This is a genomic window from Pseudoalteromonas sp. XMcav11-Q, from assembly GCF_040104525.1.
Taxonomy (GTDB): domain Bacteria; phylum Pseudomonadota; class Gammaproteobacteria; order Enterobacterales; family Alteromonadaceae; genus Pseudoalteromonas.
This window is the reverse complement of sequence record NZ_JBECOX010000011.1, coordinates 124,704-141,709: the sequence shown is the minus strand read 5'-3', so window position 1 is coordinate 141,709 and position 17,006 is coordinate 124,704. Positions and strand designations below refer to the sequence as shown.

The window sequence follows — 17,006 nt, the reverse complement described above, 5'->3', positions numbered from 1 at the left end:
CCTTACGCATCGCGGTAAGTATCAACCGCTGGGCAAGAACAGATTAGGTTACGGTCGCCGTATACGTCGTCGATACGGGTTACCGTTGGCCAGAATTTGTCTTTTGCTACGCTTGGTACTGGGAATGCAGCTGCGAGGCGGTCATATGCACGGTTCCAGTCGTTGCTTAGTACGTCTGCTTGCGTGTGTGGTGCAAATACTAATGGGTTGTCTTCGATAGACCACTCGCCTGATGCAATCTTGTCGATTTCACCTTTAATAGAAACCATGGCTTCGATAAAGCGGTCGATTTCTACTTTAGACTCAGATTCCGTTGGCTCAACCATTAGTGTGCCCGCTACTGGGAACGACATCGTTGGTGAGTGGAAGCCGTAGTCTTGTAGACGCTTAGCAACATCCATTTCGGTAATACCTGTAGCTTCTTTCAGTGGGCGAAGGTCAACAATACATTCGTGAGCAACACGGTCGTTACGGCCACGGTATAGAATTGGGAAGTGCTCGCTCAACTTAGCCGTTAGGTAGTTAGCGTTCACGATTGCCATTTCTGTTGCTTGTTTTAGGCCTTCGCTGCCCATCATCGCGATGTATGCCCACGAGATAGGTAGAATAGCAGCAGAGCCGTAAGGTGCCGCAGAAACCGCGCCGTTACCTACGTTTGTACCTTCTACGTTGATCACGCTGTGGTTAGGCATAAATGGCGCTAGGTGCGATTTAACACCGATAGGACCAACGCCTGGGCCACCGCCACCATGTGGAATACAGAATGTTTTGTGTAGGTTTAAGTGTGATACATCAGAGCCGATTGAACCTGGGCTAGTTACCCCAACCTGCGCGTTCATATTTGCGCCGTCCATGTATACTTGGCCGCCGTGCTGGTGCACGATGTCGCATACTTCACGGATAGATTCTTCGTACACACCGTGTGTAGACGGGTAAGTGACCATGATGCACGATAGGTTTTCAGCTACGTCTGCGGCTTTCGCGCGTAGGTCTTCCATATCGATGTTACCGTTTTTATCACAGTCAACCACAACCACTTTCATGCTTGCCATTTGTGCAGACGCTGGGTTTGTACCGTGCGCTGAACTTGGGATCAAACAGATATTACGGTGACCTTCACCGCGAGACTCATGGTACTTACGGATCGCGATAAGACCTGCGTATTCACCTTGTGCACCTGAGTTAGGCTGTAGTGATACTGCGTCGTAACCTGTGATGTTCACAAGCCAGTCGTGCAGCTCAGTCATCATGATCTTGTAACCTTGTGCTTGGTCGATTGGGCAGAACGGGTGTAGCTCTGCAAACTCAGGCCAAGTCACTGGGATCATTTCAGCGGTTGCGTTTAGCTTCATGGTACACGAGCCCAATGAGATCATTGAGTGGTTTAGTGCTAAATCTTTGTTTTCAAGACGCTTGATATAACGCAGCATCTCGGTTTCGCTGTGATAGCTGTTGAAGTTTGCGTGCGTTAAAATTTCGTCGTCGCGCACTAGGCTTGCAGGAATACCTGTGATGTTCTCGCCTGATACTTGTGCGTCTAGCGCATCTACATTTAGGCCGTGGTCGTCACCTAAAATGATGTCAAATAGCTCAGCTACGTCTGCACGCGTAGTAGTTTCGTTTACGGCAATTGAGTATTCGCCGTTGTGGTTAAGGGCAAAGTTTACGCCTTTTGCTACTGCACGCGCCACAACCGCTTGCTTGTCAGCGTCGTCCGCTTTAACAGTAATAGTGTCAAACCATGTATCGTGCTTAAGTGCCACGCCTTTTGCTTTAAGACCCGTTGCAAGAATGCTTGCAAGGCGATTAATGCGTTCAGCGATGATCTTAAGACCTTGAGGACCATGGTAAACCGCGTAAAACGCAGCCATATTCGCAAGTAGCACCTGTGCAGTACAAATGTTTGAGTTGGCTTTTTCACGGCGGATATGCTGTTCACGTGTTTGCATCGCCATACGTAGCGCGTCGTTACCTAAACGGTCTTTAGACACACCAATAATACGGCCTGGTAGTGAACGCTTGTAAGCATCACGCGTGGCAAAGAATGCCGCGTGTGGACCGCCGTAACCCATAGGTACACCAAAACGCTGTGCAGAACCAAGCACTACGTCTGCGCCTAGTTTACCTGGTGCTTTAAGTAGCATTAAACTCATGATGTCTGCGGCAACACAGGCAATCGCTTTTTTGTCTTGTACTTGTGCGATTAGGTCAGTAACGTCAACCACTTCACCTGATGTTGAAGGATACTGGAATAACGCACCAAAAATCTCGTGGTTAGCAGCGTCGCTAGCAGGGCCTACTACTACTTCAAAGCCAAACTGCTCAGCACGTGTAGATACCACGTCGATAGTTTGTACGTGTACGTCGTCGGCAATAAAGAAGATGTTTGCTTTTTTCGCTTTAGATACACGTTTTGCAAGCGCCATTGCTTCTGCCGCTGCAGTGGATTCGTCAAGTAGTGATGCACTGGCTAAGTCTAGGCCGGTAATGTCCATAGTCAGCGTTTGGAAGTTAAGTAGTGATTCCAAGCGACCTTGCGCAATCTCTGGCTGATAAGGGGTGTAAGCAGTGTACCAACCCGGATTCTCAAGTACGTTACGTAGGATAACGTGAGGTACGTGAGTTGGGTGGTAGCCTTGACCGATATAAGATTTGAAAACCTTGTTTTTGCTTGCTACTGATTTCAGGTAACTTAGGGTTTCCACTTCTGTGCGGCTTTCACCGATCTGTAAGCCCTCTTCTAAACGAATTGAAGCAGGTACAGTTTGACCGATCAGCTCTTCAACACTAGATACTCCAAGAGCGCTTAGCATCTCGCTCACCTGTGCTGGGCTTGGCCCGATATGGCGGCGGATAAAATCTTGCTTTTGCTCTAACTGTTCAAGAGATTTGGCGTTTGACATTAGTCCAGGTTCCTATGATCCAAATGAAAAAGGTGAATACTGTTTTTATCTAAATGAGATACCTTGGTAACGGCAGTATTCTAAAAACGTTGGCATGATCTCGTCATACCTTGAGCAAGTACCCTTGCCCAAAAAGCAACAATAAAAGCCCCTAAAAAGGGGCTTTTATTACTATCAACAAATTAGTCTTCGTCGATTGAATTTGCGTAGCCTTCAGCGTCTAGTAGGTTATCTAGCTCAGACTCATCAGACGCTTTAATTTTGAACAACCAACCGTCGCCGTAAGCATCGTTGTTTACAGTTTCAGGCGCATCTTCTAGGTCTTCGTTTACCGCAATGATAGTACCGCCGATTGGTGCGTAGATGTCTGATGCTGCTTTTACAGACTCAGCAACTGCGCAATCTTCACCCGCGTCAACTTCATCGTCTACTTCTGGTAATTCAACGAATACCATGTCGCCTAGAAGTTCTTGTGCGTGCTCAGTGATACCTACTGTGTACTCGCCATTGCCTTCAGCGCGAACCCACTCGTGTGAAGTAGCGTACTTTAACTCGCTAGGAATGTTGCTCATTTTTTTGTTCCTTTGGTCGGTTGCGATGTCACCCCGTGAGCGACATCAATGTTATTCTATTTATTACCTATAAAAACTAGATAATTGACTTGCCGTTACGAACGAAGCTTGGCTTAACTACTTTAACATCAACTAGCTTCTTACGCATTTCAACTTGTGCAGTCTCGCCAATTGAACGAGGTACACGCGCAAGCGCTACACTGAAGCCTAAAGTTGGTGAGAATGTACCAGAAGTAATAACACCTTCGCCACCTTCTACGATAACTTTAGAACCACCACGTAATACGCCTTTGCTTTCTAGGACTAAACCTACCAGCTTATCAGTGCTTTGCTCAGCACGTTGTTTAGTGATAGCTGCACGACCGATAAAGTCACGCTCCTCTGGCTCCCATGCAATTGTCCATGCCATGTTCGCTGCAAGTGGAGACACCGTCTCGTCCATGTCTGAGCCGTAAAGGTTCATGCCCGCTTCTAAACGTAGCGTATCACGTGCACCTAGGCCAGCTGGACGCACACCTGCGTCTAATAATTTTTGCCATAAGTCCGCCGCACCATCGTTGTGTACTACGATCTCATAACCCTCTTCACCAGTGTAGCCCGTTGTTGCGATAAATAGGTCGCCAGCTTGCACACCAAAGAATGGCTTCATGCCTTCAACAGCCGCTTGTTGTTGTTCGTCTAGGATAGTTGCTGTTTTTGCTTTTGCGTTTGGACCTTGTACCGCAATCATCGCGTACTCAGGACGCTCAGTAACTGTCACTTCAAAATCTGCTGCTACCGCACCGATATGTGCAAGGTCTTTTTCGCGTGTTGCAGAGTTAACTACTAGGCGATATTGCGTTTCAGTGAAGAAGTAAATGATAAGGTCATCAATTACACCGCCCTGCTCGTTTAGCATGCCTGTGTATAGCGCCTTACCAGCCACAGTAAGCTTAGCTACATCGTTTGCAACAAGCTTTTGTAAAAATGCCTTTGCGTCTACACCTTCGATATCAACAATCGTCATGTGTGAAACGTCAAACATGCCCGCGTCAGTACGCACCGCGTGGTGCTCCTCAATTTGTGAGCCATAATTGATTGGCATTTCCCAACCGTGGAAGTCTACCATTTTCGCGCCAGCTTCTAGGTGCTTCGCGTGTAGTACTGTTTTAGAAGTCATACTTATCCTTCACTTTTTTACTCAGCCGCCATCGATTGGCGCTGAGGGGGTTATTGTTATCGCGCTTACGATAACTGCACGGAATTTATGAAACGAGTTTAAAACCAGCGTCAGTGAGCGTCGTTTGCCACTTATCTAACACAGCAGCTTGCGCAATCAACTGATACTGTTGCTGTTCGTCCACCAGCAAGGTCGTAATAAATACTTCACCGCTTTGCTTGCCATAGCAGGCATTTTTATCTGAGATCCTAAGGCCTGGCGTTAACGTAAAGTCACTGACTAAACGCTCAAACGCAAGCTCACCGCTTATGGTGGCGGCAACTAAATCATGACGGCGAACCAGTTCAATATCAAACTCGTCGGCATGGCTATCAATCAGTGTTGCCAGCTCAGCGGCTGCACTTTCACTTGCAACAAAACGGTAAGCCGTTTCACTAAAATAGTACACGGCGAAATTTTCGCCACTGTCTAGTTTGCCTTGAAAACCTAAGCCAGGTGCCATTAACTTATTCAAGTTAAGTGCAAGAATTTGGCTTAAGAAAGGCGTGGTCTCAAAGCCGCTGAAATCGAGTACAACAACAGCATCAGTTGGCATGTAATGGTTTTGCGCCGGAACACTGCCCTGACGGTGCTTTGCAAAGATAATTGGCGTGACGCTCATGGCACTACCTTAGTGAAATTTCGATGAGCAAAAGTATAAGGATGCGCAAACTCAACAACAAATTGTATTTACTTATCAATTGATAAATAATATTAATGTACTTGGGTTTTATAAATTGCATTTCCTTATATGAAAAACTTATCAATTGATGGATTAAGAACGTTGGTCACTGTGGTTGATGTCGGTGGCTTTGCCAAGGCCGGTGAGTTGCTTGGCTTATCTCAGCCAGCTGTTAGCTTGCAAATCAAACGTTTAGAAGACATGCTAGGTTGCAAGCTGTTTAAAAAGCAGGGCCAAAGACAGGTATTGAATCAATATGGTGAGCTACTTTTGCCCCTAGCCAAACAAATGTTGCAGCAGAACGATGCAATTATTCAACAATTTACCTCTGAGAGTGTGACAGGCCGAGTGCGTTTGGGCATTCCCAGCGAATTTGCAGCGAGGATCTTACCCTCGATTATTGGCGATTTCGTTTCTTTATATCCTGATGTGGCGCTGGAAGTTAAATCAAGATTGAGTAAACACTTACTTTCTGTAGTAAGGCAAGACCAGTTTGATTTGGTGCTAGCGCTCAATGAAGAGCTTAGCTCATCCAAGTACCCGGTGTTTATGCAAGACCAACTGGTCTGGGTTGGCGATTTATCGCTTGCGCAGCATTCGGTTGTCACTTTAGTCACCGCGCCGGAGGGCTGTATTTATCGCCGCCGCGCTATCGAGGCGTTGCAACAAGCTGGATTACAATACCGTATCGTATATAGCAACGCCGACTTAACTGGCCTTACCGCCGCTATAAAAGAGGGACTCGGGATCACTGTGCTAGCCAAAAGCACCGTGCCAGCAGAGCTGCCTTATCAGACCCAAACCCAAATATTACCCGAACTCGGCCAAATCGGTATCAGCCTTGTCAAAAACACCCAAGAATCCGCCCACGCCGTAGATAAACTCGCAGAGTTTATTGCATTGAGGTTAGGTTAAAATATCGCGGGGTAAGCCCGCTCCTACCAACAACACAAAACCCTTGTGGGAGCCGCTTTATGCGGCGAGATTGTTGCAATGATCGCGGGGTGAACCCGCTCCTACCAGCAATATAAAATCTCTGTGGGAGCCGCTTTACGCGGCGAGATTGTTGCAATGATCGCGGGGTGAAGCCGCTCCCACCAGCAACACAAAACCTCTGTGGGAACCGCTTTACGCGGCGAGATTGTTGCAATGATCGCGGGGTGAACCCGCTCCTACCAGCAGCATAAAATCTCTGTGGGAGCCGCTTTACGCGGCGAGATTGTTGAAATGATCGCGGGTAAGCCCGCTCCTACCAACAACACAAAACCTCTGTGGGAGCCGCTTTATGCGGCGATCTTGTCCTATATTTACGTGAACACTTATCAATGAACTCAAGGAGAGAGTCATGCCACATAGCTGCCGTTTAAGGAAAGGCCGAGTTTCATCAGCCGGTCAATATTATGCAATCACCATTTGCTGTAAAAACAAAATAGCTGTTTTTAATAACCTCGCAGTCAATCAAGTTGTTATTCGCGAAATTTATCACCTTGAGCAGGATAACTTTATCAAATTAATTGCCTACACACTGATGCCAGATCATTTACATCTCCTGTTTCAACTAATGGATGTGTGTTCTTTGTCTGATGCCATTCGGTCTTTAAAAGGAAGAACGGCAACTAAGCTAAGAACAATGAATATTCGGCAGCTATGGCAAAAGGGTTTTTATGACACCTGTATTTTGCATAACACTATGTTAAGAAACCAAGCAAGATACATAGTTGCAAACCCGCTTCGGGCAGGGTTGGTAAAACAGATTGGTGATTATCCTTATTGGAATTGTATTTATTTAAGCAATGGGATTGGGGATTTATAAAGTTGGTGATACCTGTTTTAGGAAAAGATCGCGATGTAAAATCGCTCCTACCAGCAACACAAAATCTCTGTGGGAGCCGCTTTACGCGGCGAGATTGTTGAAATGATCGCGATGTAAAATCGCTCCTACCAGCAACACAAAATCTCTGTTGGAGCCGCTTTACGCGGCGAGATTGTTGAAATGATCGCGATGTAAAATCGCTCCCACCAGCAGCATAAAACCTCTGTGGGAGACGCTTTACGCGGCGAGATTGTTGAAATGATCGCGGGGTGAACCCGCTCCCACCAGCAGCATAAAACCTCTGTGGGGGCCGCTTTACGCGGCGATACTGATTTAGGAAAAGATCGCGATGTAAAATCGCTCCCACCAGCAATATAAAACCTTTGTGGGAGGCGCTTTGCGCGGCGATCTTTTTATTTACCGCCTATCGCTTCTTTGGCGAACAGGTGTTTGATTGGGCCGAGGTTGTCGACCAAACTCAGGCCTACGCCACGTACTAGCTTTTTCAACGGGTGATTGCCTTCAAACAGCTCTTTAAGTCCTTGCATCATGGCAATATGCTTTTGAGCATCTGCTTTTCTGCTGCGCTCATATTGGCGCAGTATCCGTGTGCTGGCAAATTGCTCTTGCGGTGCTGATAACAAGGTGATCAAATAGGCAGCGTCTTTTAGCCCTAAATTCATGCCAAGACCTGCAAGCGGGTGAATGGTATGTGCCGCGTCGCCCATTAAAACGATCCGCCCTTGCACCCATTGTTTTGCATAACGCATGGTCAATGGAAAAACATGTCTTTCGCTAATCAATTCACACACACCGCACTGCATATCAATTGCAGCACTCAACGCTTTATTAAACGCCTCGACCGGCATGGCTTGTAGCTGCTTTGCTTTATCCGGTGCGGTAGACCATACAATTGAATGAGTATGTGGATCATCAAGCGGCAAAAAGGCCAGCGGCCCATCAGGAAGGAACACTTGTCTTGCTGTTGCATCGTGTGGCGCTGCGGTTTTTATCGTTGCAACCAGCGCATGGTGATCATAATCCCAATACGTGATTGGCATATTAAACTGCTGGCGAATAGCCGAACGTGCGCCATCAGCTGCCACCACTAGTTTCGCCATCACAGGTTCACCAGTCGCTAAGGTTAACAGCACATCGGTGTCTGTTTGGTGCAAGCTTTGGTATTTTGTGTTCCACATCAGCTTGGCCGATTGCTGTGCTTCAAGTGCTGTTAACAAGGCATAGCGAATGGCGTCGTTTTCAATGATGTGACCAAGCTCAGGTAAGTCTAACGAGACATTATCAAAGGCGATTTTACCAAAGCTGTCTTTATCGCGTACATCCATACGAGTATATGCCGCGGCGCGCTGCGCTTTAATATCAGGCCACACGCCCAAGCGCTCAAATAAAGCCTGACTTGCAGCGCTTATCGCACTCACGCGTGCGCTGTATTCTTGTGCCAATGGTGTTGGCTTTTCACCACTGTCTAACACTAGTACCGAGATATTTTGCTGCGCAAGCCCTAGCGCCAGCGTTAAACCAACACATCCACCACCAACAATACAAACTTGAACTTGTTGCATGCCAACTCCTTTATCCTTTATATCCCATCAATTGCTTGGCCAGCGGCGCCCTTGCTGTTTTGGACAGCGCCATGGTGAGTAGACCTAAACTACGGCCTAAGGCTAAGGTTCTTGATGAGTTTGAAAATAGTCGAACGAGCGCATCGGTTAATGTCATCACCGTATTAATATCTTGCGCTCGCGCCAGTTGATAAGCACGCGTAAATTGAAAACTTCCCCACTCATCAAGCACGTTCGCCTGACATTGTGAGGTTAGGACTTGAATATCTCGTAGACCTAAATTAAAGCCCTGTCCTGCAATGGGATGAATGGCATGCGCCGCATTGCCAATCACCACCACGCGATGATGAGTGAGTTGCTCTACTCGCCCAAGCACTAGCGGATAGCTTGCTCTCATACCCACTTGCACAAAGCGCCCGGCGCGATAACCAAAGGCTTGCTGCAATGCAGCTAAAAACTCGTGTGCTGTCATCGCTTCAAACTCGCTAAGGTGTTCATTTGGCATACACCACACCAGCGAATAACGATTATCACTCATTGGCAGCAGCGCCATCGGGCCATGTTCGGTAAAGCGTTCAAATGCCTGACCACCATGAGCCGTGTCGATTTGCACATTGGCAATCAATGCGCCTTGCTCGTAGCCTATGCTATCAAAGCCAATATTGAGCTTAGCCCGCGTGGGAGATTGCGCGCCATCCGCAACAACCAATAATCGGCTTTGTAATTGCTCACCATTATCGAGGGTCAGTTCAACCTGTTCTGGTTGTTGATGTATATGCGCCACTTGGTTTGGGCAAAACAGTGCAATATCAAGATTGCTCAACTGCTCGTGTAAAAAGCTACCATAGGGATTGACTTCAACTACATAGCCTAACGCTTTTTGGTTGTAGTCTTCAGGGTTTATCCACGCTTTACCGAAGTGACCTCTGTCTGAAACATTCACTTGTGTGATTGGCTCAACGTACTGCCACTCGGGATTAAATAGATTTAGCTCGCCCAAAAATGCGACCGATTGCGCAGCAAGCGCAATACTACGGTCGTCAAAACTTGGATGCTGCTTACCTTTGGGCGCAAAGGCTTCAATAACCGCAATCTTTGCCTGCGGAGAGACTTTTTTTATGGCGATGGCGGCGCTGGCTCCTGCCATACCACCACCAACCACGACGACATCAAACTGTTGCACGCAAAGTGTCCACTAGTTATTCATTAATGCTTCTATTTCTGCGATGGTTTTTGGCACCAGTACGGTTAAGTTTTCATAGCCTGACTCAGTGACCAACAAATCATCTTCGATACGAATGCCAATTCCTTTATACTCATCAGGAACTTGCGCATCTTCGTCAAAATACAGACCCGGCTCAATGGTAAGTACCATGCCAGGTTCGAATGGACGATCCGCTTCATCTAACTTGTATTCACCGACATCGTGAACATCAAGACCTAGCCAATGACCTAAACCATGCATGTAGAATGCTTTGCATGCCTGCGCTTCTACGAGTTCATTAACGTCGCCCGCAAGAATACCTAAATCTACTAGTCCTTGAGTCAATACAGTCATCGCCACTTGATTGGCTTTGACTAATGTACCACCCGGTTTTACTTCACCAAAGGCCGCTTTTTGCGCCGCCAATACCAACTCATAAATCTTACGCTGCGCATCAGTAAACTGGCCGTTTACAGGGAAAGTGCGAGTTATATCAGCCGCATAGCCTTCAAGTTCACAACCCGAATCAATCAGTACTAAGTCGCCGTCCAGTAGCGCATCACAGTTGTCGGTGTAGTGTAAAATCGTCGCATTGATGCCGCTGCCAACAATGGTGCCATAGGCTGGGTGACGCGCCCCATTCATTGCGTAATGATGATGAATTTCGGCTTCAAGCTGGTATTCCGTTGCGCCCGGCTTGGCAAACTGCATGGCGCGTTTGTGCGCCTCAGCACTGATCCTGCCCGCTTCGCGCATGATGGCGATTTCAGCATCCGACTTAAATAAGCGCATTTCATGGACGAGTGGACGAATATCTTTGATGATCTCAGGTGCGCGATAGCCCTTTTTCGGTGCACCACGCAATGTGCTTAGTAGCTGCCAAACCTTATCATCAAAGGCGCTATATGTGCCTTGTCCGTAGAATAATACCTTGCGACCATTCACAAGATTTAATAGCTCGTCGTCTAAGTCACTCAGCGCAAAGGTTTGGTCAAGTTCAAGTTGCGATTTAGCTTGCTCATAGCCCATACGGCGACCATGCCAAATCTCAGCAACCTTATCTTTATTACGACAAAACAGCGTAGACTGCGCATTGCCGTCTCTGTCTTTCGTAAGCACCAAAACCGCATCCGGCTCTTTAAATCCAGTCAGGTAAAAAAAGTCGCTATCTTGGCGAAATGGAAATTCAGTGTCGCGGCTACGGGTTAACTCTACGGCCGCAGGAATAATCGCTACGGCGTTGTTATCTAATGCCGCAATAAGACGCGCACGGCGTGCTACAAACTCGCTGTTTTTTATCATATTAATGTATCGTCTTTGATGTGCTAACGGACTGGGGTTCTTTACCCATCTCGGCAAAGCATAGCAGTGTAGAAACACGCACATATTCTACCACTTCGAGCAGTGCTTCTTTATCGTCATTGCTGTCTTCAAAACCAGTATCAAGCTTAGTTATTTCGCTAAAATCGTTAATCACTTCTTTAACATCAGCAGATAACTTACCGTAATCTTTTTGCTTTAAACCAAAGCCAAGTAAAAAGCCTGATACCCAAGCAATCAGTGCGTTAGCTTGGTCATGTAATGACTCATCTTCTAGCGGCAAATACAGTTCAAACTGAAACTCGCCGTCATTGAAGTGCTCGGCAACTTGCTTATATAAATCGATGCAAAACTCTCTAATTGGCGCTGAAAATTTTTGACCGTCGTTAAATACGTCACTCAATAGCCCTAAATACTCTGAATCTTCGATATTCAGACCACAGGCCAATAGCCCAGAAATGGTGCCGTGAACTTCGGCGGGGGCAATAAATAATTCGTGTTTTTCTAATAGCAATTGAGCTTGCTGGTAGTCTTTGAATTCGCTCATAAATACATTCCCAAGCAATTGATACTCCAATGCTACCACCGCAGCCTTTGCAACTCCAACGAATTGTATGATCAACCTCAAGGCTGCTTTAGATTTCACCAATTTGGTAAAACTAATATTGCGAATGAGTGGACTTATGAGAGATGAAGGGATTTAGGAGCAAGCCCAAAATCCCTTTAACCATGCTGGATTAGCTTTACTTACCGCTCGCGTTGATCTCGATAAGTTCCGACAGTGTTTCTGGATTTTGCGCCATAGACATAGATAATTGCTGCCCCAGAGCCATCATACTTTGACTTTGTGGTATCGAAACAGATATAGAAAGTGACTCCATTCCATTGGCAAAGTCATTCACAGCCGTTTGAATTTCAGCAGGTAGCATCATCATTTGTAGTTGCTGGGCAACAATCGCCTGAAAGTCAGCCTTGCTCATACCCTGCTGAGCAATTTCAGACTCAAGTAACTGAGGTAAGCTGCCTGCATTGTCAATATTAACAGCCAGCGATTTTAATTCGAGCGATTGCATTGCCGCCATCATTTGCGACTGCACTTGAAGCTCTTGTTCAAGGTTTGGTGTATCACTTTGAATTTTTGATGCCGCTAATGAAGCATCCATAAGGGCCTTACTGTTTCCAAACGCAGCATTAAAAGAGCTCTTTGCAATGCCTTCTGCAGAAGATGCGAATGTAAACTCGCTGGCGCCAGATGCTTCATCATAAGCGAGACTTGTATTCAAATGGTACGTTGCATTCACCAGCTCCGGCGACATCCCTTGGGTAAACTCTTCAGCTTCTTTTGCTAATTTTAAACCGACTAGGTCAAGCTCGGTATAGGGGCTGATTTTGTCTTGCTCGTAACCCACAACATTTAACTTCTCAATGGTAAATATGGGAATATTTTCATCGACTTGTGAAATTGTTAGGTCGGTAATTTCTACACCACGGGTAAACAAATCAACAGAGCTGTTTGCAAAACTCACCGTAAGGCCACTGTCTTGTTCGAAGTTTTCTATTTGCTTGGTGATTTCTTGCTTCACTTGCTCATTTACATAATAGTTGGCGCCAACATACCCTGCGCCCGCTAGTACCACAACGGCAACTGCTAATGTGGACTTATTCATATTTCACTCCATTATTTAAAAAAGTGCCTCAAGCGCTTCGCTGAGGCTAGAGACGGCAACAATTTCCATCCCTTCAATATTTTCTTTTGGTTTATTTGCTTTTGGTACAATTGCTCTTGTAAATCCATGCTTAGATGCTTCACGCAATCGCTCTTGCCCACTTGGCACCGGGCGGATCTCACCTCCTAACCCCACCTCACCAAATACCACCAGCTGCCTGTCTAAGGTTTGGTTTTTAAAGCTTGAAACCAGTGCGGCTATCAAGGCTAAATCAGCACTGGTTTCGGTCACTTTGACACCGCCTACGACGTTTACAAACACATCTTGATCCGACACCTGCAAACCACCGTGACGATGCAGTACCGCAAGTAGCATGGCTAGGCGATTTTGTTCCAAACCAACAGTGACGCGACGCGGGTTGGCGAGCTGTGAATAGTCGACTAGCGCTTGAACTTCCACAAGGAGTGGCCGTGTGCCTTCCCAAATGACCATAACTAATGAGCCTGGTGTTTGCGCTTCGCCACGGTTTAAGAAAATGGCCGAAGGATTGTTTACTTCCTTTAGACCTTGGCTTGTCATCGCAAACACACCCAACTCGTTTACAGCACCAAAACGGTTTTTATTGCCACGCAATGTTCTAAAGCGGCTGTCGGCACTGCCTTCCAGTAAAATAGAGCAGTCAATACAATGCTCCAGCACCTTAGGGCCGGCAAGTGTGCCGTCTTTAGTTACGTGCCCCACCATGATAATGGCGACCTGATTGGTTTTGGCAAAACGCGTCAAATAGGCCGCGCTTTCACGTACTTGAGAAACCGACCCCGGTGCAGATTGAATATCACTCATATGCATTACTTGAATCGAATCGATGACCATAATGCTTGGTTTTTCACGAAGTGCGAGCTGGCAAATCGTCTCAACATTGGTTTCTGCGAGTGTTTTTAACTTATTTGTAGGCAGCCCCAATCGTGTCGCACGCATGGCAACTTGTTGCAGCGACTCTTCACCGGTGACATACAAAGTGTTCATGGTTTCGGCAAGGCGACACATGGTTTGCAGCAGCACCGTACTCTTACCAGCGCCGGGGCTACCACCGATTAATATTGCACTTCCCGGTACAACTCCACCACCAAGGACACGGTCAAACTCTTTAAAGCCAGTTGAAAATCGCGGTAACTGCTCTAGGTTAACTTCATCTAAGGTTTGTACTTTAGCTTCAACAAGGCCGGCATAGCCTGACGTTGAACCGCCTTGAGGGACCGATTTTGCTGACGGAACGCGAAACTCCGTTACGGTATTCCATGCCTTACACTCCGAGCATTGGCCTTGCCAACGCGCGAATTCGGCACCACAATCGCTACATACAAATGCTGTTTTCTTTTTTGCCATAAATTACAGGTATATATCTTGCTTAAACACAATAATAGGTTAAGAATAAACTAATAAAGCGCCAATGTTGACATAATATTGGCGGTGACCCAACTGGTCACATAAAATGAGCGCGTGTAAAACTGTTTATGCCTGAAGATAGATTACAAAAATATCAAAGCTTAATTGAGGATTTAAAACTGGATCTTGGCGATCCGGCTTTTGATCGCATATTTAAGCAACGTACTGCGGACCTGTCCAAGCCGGACCAATTTCTATTAAAAATGGAAATGTCGCGGCTATCTCAGCCCGTGGCACGATTTATTGACCTCAGAGGACAAGTCGCAGGTCAAGTTAAGCCTTATGAATATGAAGGCAAACAGCATTTTATGGATGACTTGGCCATTGAGGTATTCGAGCGAGAAGTCGCTAAACACGGGGGTTATACCCTTGCAGTTTACGAATCCGTAATGAGTACCGACAATAATTATAAGGTCATGCAAAAGCAGGCCCAAGCACGCGAAGAAGAGGTAGAAAAGGACGCGGTCAATCATAACTACACTAAACTCGTTCGTTTCGCGTCATACGAAAGTCGCTCTGAAGAGCGCATGAATTACTCCATTAAGATCACAGTGGAACTGGCAAAAAATCGTCCTAAGGTTTCCGCTACTACCTCCGATATTTCCCTCAGCGGCGCTAAAATAAAATTACCGACCAATCAGCAAGTAGACCCCGGACAAATCATTTCGATCCGCTTGGTGGGTCTCGAGCAAGACTTTGAACTTGGCTTGAAAGAAGGTATTCAGTATGAAGTCGTCGCCGTAGAACCGGGTACGATTGAATATAATCAAGTTCGCTTAAAACGTACATTTATCGAGAAAAACCAAGGGTTTGATGACTTTTTAAATAGCTTTATTCACGGTAATAAGCGCCGTTATAAAATAAATCTCGACAACACTCTGGACGCCGTTGTTTGTAAGGGCTATGAGCAATACTATCTACCACGGGTCTGCTCTTTGTTTGTTTTCATCAGTGAGAAACAAAAACAACTTTATCCAAGCATGGTGCTTACCAACGAAAATAACGCTTACATCAATTACTACTTTGAAGACGAAAGAAAGCAATCAAGCCTATATTCCGTCTTCAACCAAAAACGAATGCAGCGACTGCTAACGCTTTGTGGCGCGGTAAAAGAAGCGGTATGCCATGTGTTTACTCACTCTAGTCAAGGTAAAATGTACTTTTACTCAGCCTTTGACTTTGAGCTGGAAGAAATGCAGCAGCTAAACGATCTGTTTTTTGCCTTTGGCAGCCAAAAAGACAGCTGGCGCACGTTTAAAGTTCAGTTGATGCCAAGTCACCATGAAGACGCCTTTATCCCACTTTCGCTTCCTGCAAGTGCAGGCAAAAATGTCGAAAAGCTAAATAAACGCCCCACGCCAAGGGTGCAAGGCTTTATCCAAGACGTAAAATATCTCATGTTACTGACAGATATCGGAAACCCGTCTATCACTGAGCGATTCCAACGTCTGAGTTATGAACAAAGCTTAGTTAATCAATTAAAGAAGTTCGGTCACGGCAAATCAGCCACTCCTCCTCCACTTGAGGTGGTTGCGTTAGAATACGTTAACTTGCGTGCACACAGGCGCTATCTTTATAAAACCAATGTCGTCGTTCATATTGATGGTCAAGGCACTTTCAACTGCGTTACCCGTGATTTTTCTGTCATGGGTTTACAAATAGAGTGCGGTCAAGAAATGCCGCTTAATAAAGGTGACTCGATACACTTGGACTTAGTTGATTTACAAAAATTGACGAAGCAGCATAATTTAACGAATTTGCGTTATGAAGTGATGATGGTCAATAAAACTAAAACTATCATTAACTTGAAAGTGCAGAAAATAGGTCAACTCGACCATTCTGCCATGGGGTTCTTTAAAGCCCTTATTGAGAGCAATAAAGACAAGCTAGTTGCTTGTGATGAAGCACCAAAGGTGCCGGGGCTATCACTTGCACTGCGTAACATGGTGACTAAATCCGTTTGTCAGTTTCCACTTTATTTACACAAAGAGACCTCACATAATGCGGTGGGAGCAATTGGACAGGGGCTTTACCCGACATCCCTTCACCACTTATTGCATTCGTTTAGTGATAATGACGATAACACTTTGGACGCCAAGGCGATTTTCCCCGAGCGTTTCGTCGAAGAAAAGCTAACAGAAATTCTAAAGGCGAAATCGCGACAAGATAAACCGCTTAAATACTTGGTGTTTATTAAGTTCAATCCAAGCCAAACCAATCAACATGAGGCGGTTGGTGCGCAAGTTATCGCTCATGATGAGTCTATTGACAGTTTGTACTTGTATGCTAAAAAAGCACTGCGCAATGACCTACTCTTTGTCTATCAGCTTTATGTATCAAAAACCGGCCGCCCAGATATGGATTACCTTGCTAATGAGCTGCGCTATGTAAGCCACTATGCAATCCACAAAGCAAAAGACCTGGAAGAAGCGCTTTGGTCAGTAACTGGGGTGTGTGATTTGATAGATGTTACGGAATATGTGGTTCGAAACATGGGCTTTGATGCGCCGCTTGTTACCAAAATGGAAGAGCAGAAAAAACGCTGGTTAGAGACCAACTTTAAACACTGATTTCAAATGCTCCCTATACGCTTACGGTATATGGAGCATTGTTATAAA

At 46.0% G+C, this 17,006-nt stretch carries 13 protein-coding genes; 3 read left to right on the top strand and 10 right to left on the bottom strand.

From position 1 onward, the window contains the following. Window positions 1-2: 2 nt before the first annotated feature. The 4 genes from gcvP to ABMY45_RS17345 all read right to left on the bottom strand — a co-directional run bounded on the left by gcvP (window position 3) and on the right by ABMY45_RS17345 (window position 5,295). Window positions 3-2,903 (bottom strand): aminomethyl-transferring glycine dehydrogenase, encoded by a 2,901-nt coding sequence (gene gcvP / locus ABMY45_RS17360; protein ID WP_349289236.1) that lies wholly within the window; start codon window positions 2,901-2,903, stop codon window positions 3-5. Window positions 2,904-3,085: 182 nt separating this feature from the next. After that, window positions 3,086-3,475 (bottom strand): glycine cleavage system protein GcvH, encoded by a 390-nt coding sequence (gcvH, locus tag ABMY45_RS17355; protein ID WP_349289235.1) that lies wholly within the window; start codon window positions 3,473-3,475, stop codon window positions 3,086-3,088. A gap of 76 nt (window positions 3,476-3,551) precedes the next feature. Continuing rightward, on the bottom strand, window positions 3,552-4,634 hold the full coding sequence (gene gcvT, locus ABMY45_RS17350) for a glycine cleavage system aminomethyltransferase GcvT (protein ID WP_174170824.1): 1,083 nt from the start codon (window positions 4,632-4,634) through the stop codon (window positions 3,552-3,554). A gap of 85 nt (window positions 4,635-4,719) precedes the next feature. After that, on the bottom strand, window positions 4,720-5,295 hold the full coding sequence (locus ABMY45_RS17345) for a hypothetical protein (RefSeq protein WP_174170825.1): 576 nt from the start codon (window positions 5,293-5,295) through the stop codon (window positions 4,720-4,722). Window positions 5,296-5,424: 129 nt separating this feature from the next. Here ABMY45_RS17345 and ABMY45_RS17340 point away from each other — a divergent pair, with 129 nt between their 5' ends. Both ABMY45_RS17340 and ABMY45_RS17335 read left to right on the top strand, forming a co-directional pair. Beyond that, window positions 5,425-6,270: a LysR family transcriptional regulator gene (locus ABMY45_RS17340; RefSeq protein ID WP_349289234.1), complete on the top strand. Its 846-nt coding sequence runs from the start codon at window positions 5,425-5,427 to the stop codon at window positions 6,268-6,270. A gap of 430 nt (window positions 6,271-6,700) precedes the next feature. Next, window positions 6,701-7,168, top strand: coding sequence for a transposase (locus ABMY45_RS17335; protein WP_349289233.1), 468 nt, complete (start codon window positions 6,701-6,703; stop codon window positions 7,166-7,168). A gap of 413 nt (window positions 7,169-7,581) precedes the next feature. Here ABMY45_RS17335 and ABMY45_RS17330 read toward each other — a convergent pair whose 3' ends face one another. The 6 genes from ABMY45_RS17330 to radA all read right to left on the bottom strand — a co-directional run bounded on the left by ABMY45_RS17330 (window position 7,582) and on the right by radA (window position 14,328). Beyond that, the gene (locus ABMY45_RS17330) at window positions 7,582-8,751 is read right to left on the bottom strand and encodes an FAD-dependent monooxygenase (protein WP_174170827.1); all 1,170 of its coding nucleotides are present in this window, start codon (window positions 8,749-8,751) and stop codon (window positions 7,582-7,584) included. Window positions 8,752-8,761: 10 nt separating this feature from the next. After that, window positions 8,762-9,934 carry a 2-octaprenyl-6-methoxyphenyl hydroxylase gene (ubiH, locus tag ABMY45_RS17325; RefSeq protein ID WP_235368615.1) on the bottom strand — a complete coding sequence of 391 codons (1,173 nt, stop codon included), beginning with the start codon at window positions 9,932-9,934 and terminating at the stop codon, window positions 8,762-8,764. Window positions 9,935-9,946: 12 nt separating this feature from the next. After that, a complete protein-coding gene (gene pepP / locus ABMY45_RS17320) occupies window positions 9,947-11,257 on the bottom strand; it encodes a Xaa-Pro aminopeptidase (RefSeq protein ID WP_174170829.1) in 1,311 nt (436 codons plus the stop codon). 1 nt (window position 11,258) lies between these two features. After that, complete coding sequence (locus tag ABMY45_RS17315; RefSeq protein ID WP_174170830.1) at window positions 11,259-11,822, bottom strand: UPF0149 family protein; 564 nt, start codon at window positions 11,820-11,822, stop codon at window positions 11,259-11,261. A gap of 196 nt (window positions 11,823-12,018) precedes the next feature. Further along, the gene (locus tag ABMY45_RS17310; RefSeq protein WP_349289232.1) at window positions 12,019-12,942 is read right to left on the bottom strand and encodes a DUF945 family protein; all 924 of its coding nucleotides are present in this window, start codon (window positions 12,940-12,942) and stop codon (window positions 12,019-12,021) included. 15 nt (window positions 12,943-12,957) lie between these two features. Beyond that, window positions 12,958-14,328 carry a DNA repair protein RadA gene (gene radA / locus ABMY45_RS17305; protein WP_010370516.1) on the bottom strand — a complete coding sequence of 457 codons (1,371 nt, stop codon included), beginning with the start codon at window positions 14,326-14,328 and terminating at the stop codon, window positions 12,958-12,960. A gap of 128 nt (window positions 14,329-14,456) precedes the next feature. On the opposite strand from radA, the gene ABMY45_RS17300 reads away from it, so the two are divergent. Beyond that, complete coding sequence (locus ABMY45_RS17300; protein WP_349289231.1) at window positions 14,457-16,958, top strand: PilZ domain-containing protein; 2,502 nt, start codon at window positions 14,457-14,459, stop codon at window positions 16,956-16,958. The last annotated feature ends 48 nt before the right edge of the window (window positions 16,959-17,006 follow it).

Coding starts and splice junctions, on each gene's coding strand:
- gcvP (WP_349289236.1), bottom strand. CDS start 2,903: ATGTCAAACGCCAAATCTCTTGAACAGTTAGAGCAAAAGCAAGATTTT.
- gcvH (WP_349289235.1), bottom strand. CDS start 3,475: ATGAGCAACATTCCTAGCGAGTTAAAGTACGCTACTTCACACGAGTGG.
- gcvT (WP_174170824.1), bottom strand. CDS start 4,634: ATGACTTCTAAAACAGTACTACACGCGAAGCACCTAGAAGCTGGCGCG.
- ABMY45_RS17345 (WP_174170825.1), bottom strand. CDS start 5,295: ATGAGCGTCACGCCAATTATCTTTGCAAAGCACCGTCAGGGCAGTGTT.
- ABMY45_RS17340 (WP_349289234.1), top strand. CDS start 5,425: ATGAAAAACTTATCAATTGATGGATTAAGAACGTTGGTCACTGTGGTT.
- ABMY45_RS17335 (WP_349289233.1), top strand. CDS start 6,701: ATGCCACATAGCTGCCGTTTAAGGAAAGGCCGAGTTTCATCAGCCGGT.
- ABMY45_RS17330 (WP_174170827.1), bottom strand. CDS start 8,751: ATGCAACAAGTTCAAGTTTGTATTGTTGGTGGTGGATGTGTTGGTTTA.
- pepP (WP_174170829.1), bottom strand. CDS start 11,257: ATGATAAAAAACAGCGAGTTTGTAGCACGCCGTGCGCGTCTTATTGCG.
- ABMY45_RS17315 (WP_174170830.1), bottom strand. CDS start 11,822: ATGAGCGAATTCAAAGACTACCAGCAAGCTCAATTGCTATTAGAAAAA.
- ABMY45_RS17310 (WP_349289232.1), bottom strand. CDS start 12,942: ATGAATAAGTCCACATTAGCAGTTGCCGTTGTGGTACTAGCGGGCGCA.
- radA (WP_010370516.1), bottom strand. CDS start 14,328: ATGGCAAAAAAGAAAACAGCATTTGTATGTAGCGATTGTGGTGCCGAA.
- ABMY45_RS17300 (WP_349289231.1), top strand. CDS start 14,457: ATGCCTGAAGATAGATTACAAAAATATCAAAGCTTAATTGAGGATTTA.